Annotated in this window: 5 protein-coding genes; 2 read left to right on the top strand and 3 right to left on the bottom strand. The window is 48.4% G+C overall.

Annotated features, from left to right (window positions below):
• Positions 1-141, bottom strand: a 141-nt coding sequence (locus ACTHMC_RS26985; RefSeq protein WP_440418104.1) for an ATP-binding cassette domain-containing protein, incomplete at its 3' end; no start/stop codon positions are given.
• Positions 142-503: 362 nt separating this feature from the next.
• Here ACTHMC_RS26985 and ACTHMC_RS26980 point away from each other — a divergent pair.
• Positions 504-1952: an Ig-like domain-containing protein gene (locus ACTHMC_RS26980; RefSeq protein ID WP_440418102.1), complete on the top strand. Its 1449-nt coding sequence runs from the start codon at positions 504-506 to the stop codon at positions 1950-1952.
• Between the two features lie 225 nt (positions 1953-2177).
• Here ACTHMC_RS26980 and ACTHMC_RS26975 read toward each other — a convergent pair whose 3' ends face one another.
• Both ACTHMC_RS26975 and ACTHMC_RS26970 read right to left on the bottom strand, forming a co-directional pair.
• A complete protein-coding gene (locus ACTHMC_RS26975; RefSeq protein WP_440418100.1) occupies positions 2178-4553 on the bottom strand; it encodes a T9SS type A sorting domain-containing protein in 2376 nt (791 codons plus the stop codon).
• A 61-nt stretch (positions 4554-4614) separates the two neighbouring features.
• Entirely contained in the window at positions 4615-7308 is a 2694-nt protein-coding gene (locus ACTHMC_RS26970) for a M14 family zinc carboxypeptidase (protein WP_440418098.1), read from the bottom strand.
• Between the two features lie 578 nt (positions 7309-7886).
• On the opposite strand from ACTHMC_RS26970, the gene ACTHMC_RS26965 reads away from it, so the two are divergent.
• On the top strand, positions 7887-10157 hold the full coding sequence (locus ACTHMC_RS26965) for a TonB-dependent receptor (RefSeq protein WP_440418096.1): 2271 nt from the start codon (positions 7887-7889) through the stop codon (positions 10155-10157).
• Positions 10158-10234 lie beyond the last annotated feature (77 nt).

The following is a 10234-nucleotide window of genomic DNA, read 5'->3' as shown; positions in this document are numbered from 1 at the left end:
GATGGTAGTGGACTTTCCCGCGCCGTTCTGGCCCAGAAAACCATATACATCTCCTTTATTTACCGTAAAGGATATATCATCAACAGCTTTAATATCCTGGTAATACTTACTGAGGTGGTTTACTGTAATTACTGGAGGCATAGCTGAATTTATCGGGTGCAAATTACAATACAATTACAGCGTAAATCCGGTTCAAACCGTTATTTTTTTGGCTCAGGTCTTGCAAAATATAATCCGGCTGACTATATTTGCTCTCAATTCTACTCATCCTACGACAATTCCTCTATTACAGGCCACAAACTTACCCTGTACCAATCTCCTCCTTTACGTTCGCTTTTTTGTTTTGAAAATATATCCTGAAAAGGTTTCCTATTGTCCAATAGCTATGTGAGCTACTCAAATCTCCTTTGTCCAACAAGTCAAGTTCCTCTGAATGCCTCCCGATCGCCACGAATCCGTGCCTTGCCTAACTAAATTATCAAACTCTGAAACTTGTTGACAGTATGAAACTGAATTCTACCCTCCTTGCATTCATGTGCACCTTTATGTCTATCGCCGCTACGGCACAGACTTACGAAAATTTTAACGCCCGCGACGGCGTAGATCTTACACAAGTAAAAAGCTATCTCGTAGGACAATGCTGGATCTTCAAAAGCGCTGATGTGAACAGCGGATTCACTCCTTCCATCGAAGGCGGTGCTGAAGATGGCGCTATCGTTCTCGGAACTGCTGCCAGCCGCACACAGGAAAATGGCTTCTATACGCCAGTGTTCGACATGTGGGGTAACCTGCAGGTGAAATTTTCTTACAAGCTCAGCGGAGATGTAAGCAATGCTACCCGCAAATGGTTCAAAGTGTATCTCACAGACGCAGACAACAACATCATTGGTGTTCATCTGGACAGTGTTGAGATCAAAAATGTAAACGGCAACACCGTTTACAACTACGACAAAACTTTCAATTACCCAACCATCGGTTCCGGCGCTTTCAAAGTTTACGTGAACTGGCAGGGCATCAATGCCAACACACGTATTGGCATCGATAAATTCTGGGTGAACGTAAACAGGATCTACAGCTCCGGCTGTAACAGCGCTCCTGTTGCTGAAGATGATGACATACCAGGGTCTAAGACCTTCACTGCTTCCGGTAAAGTAACCCTCAATGACTCCGATCCTGACAACGAGGTTTTCTATGCTGAACTGGTTGATGATTCTGAAGATGGCCATGTTGAGCTCTATGGCGATGGCACTTTCACTTTCACTCCAAACCCAGGTTTCACAGGAACCAGCACCACCTTCACTTACAAGGTTTGTGACGCCGGTTATGCAGCCCTTTGCTCCCAGACTGCAACCGTTACCATCACATTCCCTACCGGTGGTTCACTGCCAGTAAGCCTGATAGATTTCAAAGGTCTCTGGAAAACGAATGGTGACGTTGAGATCAGCTGGGTAACCACTTTCGAAAGCAACAGCGATCGTTTTGAAGTTCAACGCAGCTCTGATGGCAAAAACTGGAAAACAGTTGGTACCCTGGCTGCTGAAGGCAACTCAAACGTAAGAAAGAACTATACCTTCAACGACAAACCAGGTAACGCCACCAAGAAAGACCTCTACTATCAGCTGAAACAGGTTGATAAAGACGGCCGCGTATTCATGAGCAAGATCCTCATCGTTCGTGTATACAACAATGTATCCCTGAAGATGGTGAGCGTAACGCCTAACCCTGTTAAGAATGATATCGTGGTGAATATCCAGGTGAATGAAGCTTCTTTCATCGTGATGAAAGTGCTGAACGCCTCCGGTAATGAAATGATGCGCAAATCAACCAGGGCTGGAGCCGGCGCTAACACCTTTACCCTGGATAACACCAGCGGTCTGCGCCCTGGCATGTACCTGCTCGAAGTGATCATCAACAGCAATGAGCGCATGGTGGTGAAACTGCTGAAAGAGTAATTACAGCATCAGCATAAAAGCGAAACAAAAGCTACCTGCTTAAATATTTATTGGTTTCTCAGAGGTATAAATCCCCTGGTCCGCGAAGCGGAACGGGGGATTTTCTTTTACAGCCTCCATCGCATACCCCCAAGGCCCGCAACAAGCCAATCAAAGCAACAATTCCTCCAGCCCACCACCAGGCTGAAGGAAATAAAAAAGCCGGGTTACTCACCCGGCTCTCTCTTACTGTTTGATTAGTTTTTCTCTGACCACATTATTATCCGAGGCCGTGAACACCTCCATCACATATACTCCCTTGGTAAGCCTGCTGCCACCCGGGATGGTGATACTGTGATCGCCCCTGGCCAGTTGCCTGGACTGCTGGATGATCACTTTACCGGAGATATCAACCAGTCTGAACCTTACCTGTTCTGCTGCACGAAGCTCCATCCGGATGGTGATATCAGCCTTGAACGGGTTAGGCTGGATCTGGATCTGCTGCAGGTTCTGCAGGCTCACCCTTACGATCTTCGAGAGGGTCACATCATTGTCGTTGTTGCCAACTACGCGAACACGGTAGTAGCGGTTCACTGATGTTGTGTTCACCAGGTCGCTGAAGTTATATGTATGCGAGCTCAGGGTATTGCCTTTGGCATTCACCTTACCGATGGGACTGAAGTTCTGGCCATCGGCGGCATACTGCACTTCGTAATACTTGATATCCTGCTCTTCCTTCACGGTGAAGGTGAGCTGGGAACGGTCGTTCTGGACTGCCGCTTTCAGATCGATGCTTCTGATCGGAAGCGTACCGTCTGAGAAGAAGCAGGTAGGGTTTTGTGAACCGTTTCCGGGGATAGTGGGGTCATTGGTGTTGATGAAGATGGTATTGCCATTCACGTCGAGCAGGGTGATACGGCTCTGGTTACATACCAGGTGAAGCGGTTCAACTTTAGCGCGGAAAGTGAGCACCACTTTATTGGCTGCGCCAGGCCTGATGATGCCGGTGAATTCTCCGGGCGACTGGATCGAACGTCCACCAGTAACCGAAAACGGCATGATGTCAACAGGAATATCAGCAACGGCTGCATTGTTGAGCCTGGTTGATCCGGGAATATAGGTAGTGGCCAGGGGAATTGCATCATGCAGTTTCACACCGGCAGCATTGATATTACCGGTATTGATCACTTCAATGCGGTACTCAACAGTATCCCCTCCCATTATGATGGGGCTGCCATTGATATTGCGGTAAGTCTTGTTGGCGGTGAGGGCCGGCGCCAGTACAGGGAATGCACAGCTGGTGAAGTCACCATTGGTCCATACGTTGGTGGTACTGCCACCGGTGATGGAAGTGCCTGCCATGGTGAGCAGGTTCACGGTGAAAACATTCTGGTAGGCTCCACCGATATACACAGTACCGGAAGCGTCCACTGCTATGGAGTTGGAAGCGCTGGCTGGGAAAGGGTTCACACCACCAAGGTAAGTGGCTATGCGGGTGTTGGGGTTGATCTTGTACATGCGGCTGGAGTTGGCAATCAGGTAAAGGTTGCCGGACCCGTCGCCGAAGATATCACCACCTCTTTCTTCCAGTATCTCAAATGATCCGTTGGAGGCATCATCGATCAGCGCGCCCAACCGTGTAATGGTTGGGATATTGGTAGCAGGGTTTACAGAAAAGCGGATGATATCACGGCCGTTCAAAGTTATAGCGTAACCGAAACCATCGGAAGCAAAGGCCATACGGTTGATATTCCATCCGTCACCCAGCGTTGTTTCCATGGTATAGTTCACATAGCGGTAGGCAGTCTTGGTAGCATCGTCGAGGTCAACATAACAGAGGTCCTGTCTGGCATTGCTGTAGTTATTCACGAAGTAAATACGGTTGCTCTTCTTTTCATAAGCAATGGCAGAAGCATATTGCAGCACGCTTCCCGGAGGCAGCAGTGCATTGGTGAGCGCATTACGGCAAAGACCTGTTTCGCCATTATAAAGGATGGCGCCACCAGTACCGTTTGCATTGTTCATCGTTTTAAAATAACGGTACGGAAAATTATCCGGGGTACCGCCGGTGCTTTTTGCTGTAGACTGATAGATCACCGAGCAGGTGGCATCAGGTGTGAGATTTGTAAAAACCGTATTGGTGTTCTGGATGATGGTATTGGTACCATTCAGGCACTCAACCATTGCGTAATTGGTAACGTTCCCACCATTAGCCGTAACCTTAACCCGGAAAGTGATTGTAGCCGAACCTCCGGGAGCCAGCACACCTGCCGGCCGAAGCGCGGAGTTCACCAGGTTACCACTGCCCGTGTAAGGCATTTTCCCTGCAACGTCTGCTACCGCACCACCATTGAGCGTGGTAGACCCGGCAACATAGGAAGTGCCTGCAGGAATATTATCAATTACAGTAGTGTTGGTAAGGTTTACCGATGCCAGGCTCCGGACCACGATCGTGTATTCGAGAATATCCCCTTCACCGGCCAGATTACCTGGTGCAGCTTGGGTGATATTGTCCGCTTTCTTGAACAGGTCCAGGCTTTGAGCATTGGCGCTTTCCCACATACCAATGATGGAAGCTGATATCATCATCAAAACAACCAAAAGGTATTTTCCCGTTTTCATAAAATTGGATTTACATGGTTTTTAACTCAGGTCTGTTGCTATCACAACATGTATATTGCTATCATCTTTTCAAAATTTTGGTCACCGTTTCTTTACCGCTGGCCAGGTCCTTCAGTGTAACGATGTACAGCTGCGGAGCCCAACTACCGATATCTATCTGTCTGTAACCTGCTCCCCTCGCTGCTTTCAGCTCCTGCAAAAGCACCTGCCTTCCGGTGATGTCTGTAATGCTGAGCCGGAATCTCATTTCATGATCTGTATTGAAACGGATCATGAGCTCCCGGGAAGCAGGGTTTGGAGATACGGTGATGGAACTTGCCTCTTTGTAATTCAGGTATACTGTTTTGCTATACAGGCTGCGTTGCTTTTTGTCCACAGCCCTGATCCGGTAATGATTCTCCTGGGCTGGCTCTGCATCCAGGAACCGGTATGGCGCAGCGCCTGTAACTGTTCCGATAGTGATATAGTTCACTCCATCGAAAGAGCGCTGCACTTCAAAATGGTCGTGCTCATTTTCAATACCGGCCTGCCAACTCACCATTACGCCGTTGATCTGCTGCATGGCCTGCACATCGATGAACTTTACGGAAAGCACGATATGCGTTGACTTTACGATCTCCACATTATCGATATTGAAACCGTCATCCGTTCTGGAACTGTTTGAAAAGAATCCGAAACGTAAACGGACATTACTATTGCCCAGGTACTGCTGCAGGTTGATACTCTCCTGCGTCCATGTTTCATGAATGCCTGTGTATGCAGGCATATTGCCGATGGTGCCCACATTCTCCCTGATGGTGCTGGTAGCGCAAACAGGTTGATAAGCGGAAGTTCCATTGGCAGATAACTGAACCTGCAGTTTATCATAACCGTTCTGTGCACGATGCCTCACCCGGAACACCAGGTAAGCTGCTTCCGCATCGGAGAGATCAATGGCATTACGGTAGGTGGCATATGATTCATCATTGCTGGTATAGTTTCCGGAAGGGGACTCGCTCAAAGACCTGTTCCCTCCGAAAGCCGCAGTGGTAGTGGTTCCCCAGTTACCGCTGTATGCCCAGTTACTTGTTGCTTCCATATCATCATCCAGGAGCTGTACCGGCTGATACAATTTCACGATGGTATCCGTGAGTGTGATGCCGGCAGATTCCGTCCTGCATACAAAACGAATTCTTGCCCCCGGCGCAACAGTGTTTGGCAGCGACCAGGAGATATCGTTTTCCAGCACGTCGAAATAATTGGTCATATTGTTGATGGTAACCGGCGCTCCGGTGATATTGATATTCTCCACTGCCTGCAGCGACACCGTTACAGGAGCATCCGTGAGGCCGATCCTGCGGATGGAAAAATGATAATTGCCGGAAGTACTGCTGACGGAAACAGGATTGAGGTCCTGCACCTCAAAGTAAGAGCCGGACATATACGCCATCTGCATATTGGAGAAGAACATGGAGCGCGCGATCGGGATGATCAATGAATTGTCTGGCCAGAAGCCATATGCCCCGTTACCGATCTCAACAGTATATCCGTACGTCTTTTGTTTGCTGCCTGAGCCGATATCGCCTATCAGGTGATAATCCCTTGAATTGCCCACTGCGTAATATCCCACAGTGGCCAGGCCATCGCCTGCTGAATAAGCATTGTATTTGGCCATGAGGGCCGAAGCATATTTATAGAACGAAACATCCTGCGCAGTAAAACTATGCTGTGCAGGACGTCCGAAAGGCGTGATATAATAGTTACCGTATGCGTGATGATCGATGGCGATTGTGAATCTCCTGCTCTGAGCAAACGCTCTCAGGGAGCGGGTTTCAGGCTCCGACCAGGCAGCAGGACCGATATAATCCTCATCATCGGGATCCGTGGAGATAGACACGTTGGCGCCATTCTCCCCCCAGTCTTCCCCGTAATTCCTGTTGATATCCACCCCGCGGCCATTACCAGCTCCGTTATCCCTCCGGTTCTTTCTCCACATGCCTCCGCCACCCGGTGCACTGGTTTCGTTGTAAACATATCCGTCAGGATTAACGCAGGGCAGAAAATACAGTGCCCGGCTGTTGACCAGGTCTTTGATCCTTGCATCCGTATTGTAATGTTCCAGCAGGTAACTCATGAAGAAGAAAAGGTTCATCATGCTCATTCCTTCCCTGGCATGATGCAGCCCGGTATAGAATGCTTCCGGTTCATTTTCATCTGTACCGGCATTGTCTGAAATTTTTATTACGATCAATGGCCTGTTGCCATGAGATCTGTATGGAAGAATGATGGTATCCACCAGGTTGGGATAGTGGTCCAGCATGTATTTGATCTTATCCTGCATTTCATTCCAGGTATAATAACCGCCATAGGAGCCTTCGGTGAAGCTGGCAGGCACATCCACCGATTCAATGGCGGAGGCGCAGGATTGCTGGAAATGAAGTTTGCCGTTCACCATCATGGCGCCGGCATTGCGGTAGAAATTTCCTTTTTGGTACTGCTTTGAAAAAGCAGCCTGTTCGTCTTTTATCAGAACGGTGAACTTCACGCCCGTGGCTTTCAGGGCGGTCAATTGCTTTGTATTGAGGGAAGTAACAAAAGTATTGTCCTCTTCATTCAACTCTCCATGGTCAAATGAAACTCCCCTCGCCGTCAGCCAGGGCAGGCCCTGCGGCGGGATCTCGATGCTCACCCTGCTGTAGCGGTCCTGAGCCTGCGCTAAAGACGGCATGGAAGCAGAGAGCAGTAATACCCAAAGCAAATTATTTCCCGTTCTCATAATGCTTGTGTTGAAGTATCAATGCGGTATGAACAACCAGATCAATGTTGCCAGCTTGAGTGACGGTAAATGCGGGAAATTGTGTAGATGAGTGTAGAGTACAGATGTTTCATGCATCCAGGGTTTTTCGGTAATTGGATTAAGTTATATTTCAGGACCAGACAATCACACCAGTTGAGCCGGTCGGGTTATGTTGCGCGCAGGTCCTTCAACACAAGCAGCCAGGGGTCAGGTTTATGCTACGATAAGGTAAAGTGTTGGAATATTACCGGTTACTCATGCCATTTGGGACCTATTGCAAGAGTACTTAATAATTTATTTATGCGCAATAGGACTTTTCCCATACGGTTTTACGTATCTGGGGATTTCAGTATATATCACTGCATGAAAAACCGCCTCTAAGCGGTAAAAAAAATAAACCTGTTGCAGTACGCAATAAAAAAGAAGCAAGCGATGCCAGCAAAACGCCGGCCGCATCCCTGATTTTACCGACTTCACCCCTGTTTTCACCGAAAGCGCCCCCTAAGATTTAAGTTTACACTATAAACCACTTTACTTTGTGGCATAAACTTATTGCTATGCTGAAATTCATCCCCTTCATCCTCCTATTGCTGACCAGCCTGCTGGGCCATGCCCAGACCGTTCTTCAGGGACGGATCAAAGACGGCAAGGGAAAAGGTGTTGGCGGAGCCAGCATCGCCATAAAAGACTCATACGACGGAGGCACCACGGACAGCCTGGGCAACTACCGGTTTCGCACAAGCGAAAAAGGAGAACAGACGGTTCTGATCACCTGTATCGGATTTAAAGTTTTGGAACAGAAGATCACGCTCGCCGGAGGGACGCAGCAGTTTGACGCCATCCTGAAGGCTGAGCCCAATGAGCTTACCGCCGTAGTGATCACAGCAGGCACCTTTGAAGCCAGCGACACCAAACGCACTACGGTGCTCGGCCCCATCGATATCGTTACCACAGCGGGCTCGGACGGTGATGTTACCTCTGCCCTCAAAACACTTCCCGGTGCACAACAGGTGGGAGAGAAAGAAGGATTGTTCGTTCGCGGCGGCAGCTCCGAAGAAGCAAAGGTTTTCATCGACGGTACCCTGGTGAATAATTATTTCCAGAGCAGTGTGCCCGATATCGCCAGCCGTGGCAGGTTCTCGCCTTTTCTTTTCAAAGGCACTGTTTTCAGCACCGGCGGCTACTCCGCCCTCTATGGAGGCGCGCTTTCATCCGCACTGATCCTGGAATCTATCGATCTGCCGGAACAGACCTCCGCCAATATCGGCATCTCGCCCCTCTTTGCCAGTGCCGGTTATAACAGGCTGGCAAAGAACAAGAAAGCCAGCTGGGGAGTGAATTACAGCTATACCAATGTAGCTGCCTATTTTGCACTGATCAAACAAAGACCTGATAACTTCCTCACCCCGCAGTTCCATAACGGCGAGTTCAACTTCAGGATCAAGACCTCCAAAACAGGTATCATCAAATTCTACGGCTACTTCAATTACGGGCAGTTCGGTCTGCGCCGTCCGGATATCGATTCCGCCAGCCTGAAGAATGCGCTCACCCTCTATAACTTCAATGTATATACGAACCTTAGTTACAAAGAGAAGATAGGAAAGAACTGGAAGCTGAACCTGGGCGCCTCGTACAGCAATAACATCGATAATCTGAGGAATGTGCTGGAAAATGAAGAGAACAAACAACAACTCATCTCCGAAGTACCGTACGACAGTAAGCCTTTCAAACTGAAGAGTCACGCAGATCTTGCGCAAATGAAGGTGGTGCTCGAAAGAAGGCTTTACGGCCTCAGCGCTATCCGTTTTGGAGGAGAATACCTGTACTTCACAGACAGGACCGATTTCACTAACCGCTATGTGCAAAATGTGAGGACCGATGTTGACGATCATTTCAAAGCTGGTTTTGCCGAGGCGGATATCTATATCACCAATGACCTGGCTGCCAAGCTGGGAGGCCGCGTGGAGCATTCTTCGCTGCTCGACAGGGCCAATATCGTTCCCCGCGCTTCACTGGCTTATAAGTTGGGGAACCAGGCACAGGTATCACTGGCCTATGGGATCTTTTATCAGAAGCCTGAGAAGGATTTCTTCCTTCGAAACTTTGCGCAGAATGACCTTCTTTACACAAAAGCCACACACTATATTGCCAACTACCAGCTTGTAAGCAAAAGCTACACGCTGCGCATCGAGGCATTTTATAAAAAATATGACGAGCTGGTAAAAACTTATACCACCAAAGGAGGCTTTGTTCCTGACAGTGTGGGCAATGGTGGACATGGAAAGGCCCAGGGTATTGAACTCTTCTGGAGGGATCGGAAAACTTTCAAGGATGTGGATTACTGGATCTCCTATTCTTACCTGGATACCAGGCGGGATTACCTCAATTATCCTTATGCCATCCAACCTTCATTTGCGGCCAATCACACGGCCAGCCTGGTGGTCAAGAAATTTCTCACCAGTCTCAAAACCAGTTTCAATGCTTCTTATTCCTTCGCAACAGGCAGGCCATACTATAATTTCCGTTACGATGCAGGCTCCGGCAAGTTCGCCATTGCTGACCAGGGCAAAACCATCGCCTATAATAATCTCAGCCTGAGTATCAACTATCTTCCCTCTATCGGAAGGAAGGATACCAAAAAGTTCATCGTATGGGTACTCTCTGCCAACAACGTGCTTGGGAACGATCAGATCTTTGGTTATAACTATTCCTGGAATGGTAGCAGAAAAGATCCGATATTGCCTACAGCAAGGCGGTCATTCTTTATCGGCTGCTTCATTAGTTTTGGTATCGACAATTCTGAAGACGTCATCAATAGCAATTTATAAAACAAGAAATATGAGAAAAGTCCTGTTCGTATTTGTGGCCCTGTCTTTATCAGTGGCAACAATGGCCCAGAGTGAAA

This window comes from Pseudobacter sp., from assembly GCF_051955275.1.
Taxonomy (GTDB): domain Bacteria; phylum Bacteroidota; class Bacteroidia; order Chitinophagales; family Chitinophagaceae; genus Pseudobacter.
Note: the sequence above shows the minus strand (reverse complement) of the source record. Positions and strands in the feature narration are given on the sequence as shown.

What these genes read in the sequence shown, in the direction of transcription:
- ACTHMC_RS26975 (WP_440418100.1), bottom strand. Translation starts at nt 4,553, where the DNA reads ATGAAAACGGGAAAATACCTTTTGGTTGTTTTGATGATGATATCAGCT.
- ACTHMC_RS26965 (WP_440418096.1), top strand. Translation starts at nt 7,887, where the DNA reads ATGCTGAAATTCATCCCCTTCATCCTCCTATTGCTGACCAGCCTGCTG.
- ACTHMC_RS26980 (WP_440418102.1), top strand. Translation starts at nt 504, where the DNA reads ATGAAACTGAATTCTACCCTCCTTGCATTCATGTGCACCTTTATGTCT.
- ACTHMC_RS26970 (WP_440418098.1), bottom strand. Translation starts at nt 7,308, where the DNA reads ATGAGAACGGGAAATAATTTGCTTTGGGTATTACTGCTCTCTGCTTCC.